The 207-nt window shown below is 43.5% G+C and carries 1 pseudogene; it reads left to right on the top strand.

Annotated elements, in window-relative coordinates:
* Positions 1-207, top strand: a pseudogene (locus tag G9371_RS19070) (alkyl hydroperoxide reductase subunit F); the annotation flags it as partial.

Genomic DNA, 207 nt, shown 5'->3' on the forward strand with positions numbered 1-207 from the left:
CATGGACATTGAAAACTTCACTTCTGTGCAAAAGACCCAAGGTCCTAAGTTTGCTGCTGAGATGGAAGCACATGTTCATGAATACGATGTGGATATCATGAACCTGCAACGTGTCAGCAAAATCACCGGCGCAGACCAAACAGCAAATGGCTTGGTTGAAGTTGAACTTGAAAACGGTGCAAAACTTGAATCGAAAACTGTGATCCT

The organism is Acinetobacter sp. EKM10A (assembly GCF_011075215.1).
Taxonomy (GTDB): domain Bacteria; phylum Pseudomonadota; class Gammaproteobacteria; order Pseudomonadales; family Moraxellaceae; genus Acinetobacter; species Acinetobacter baumannii.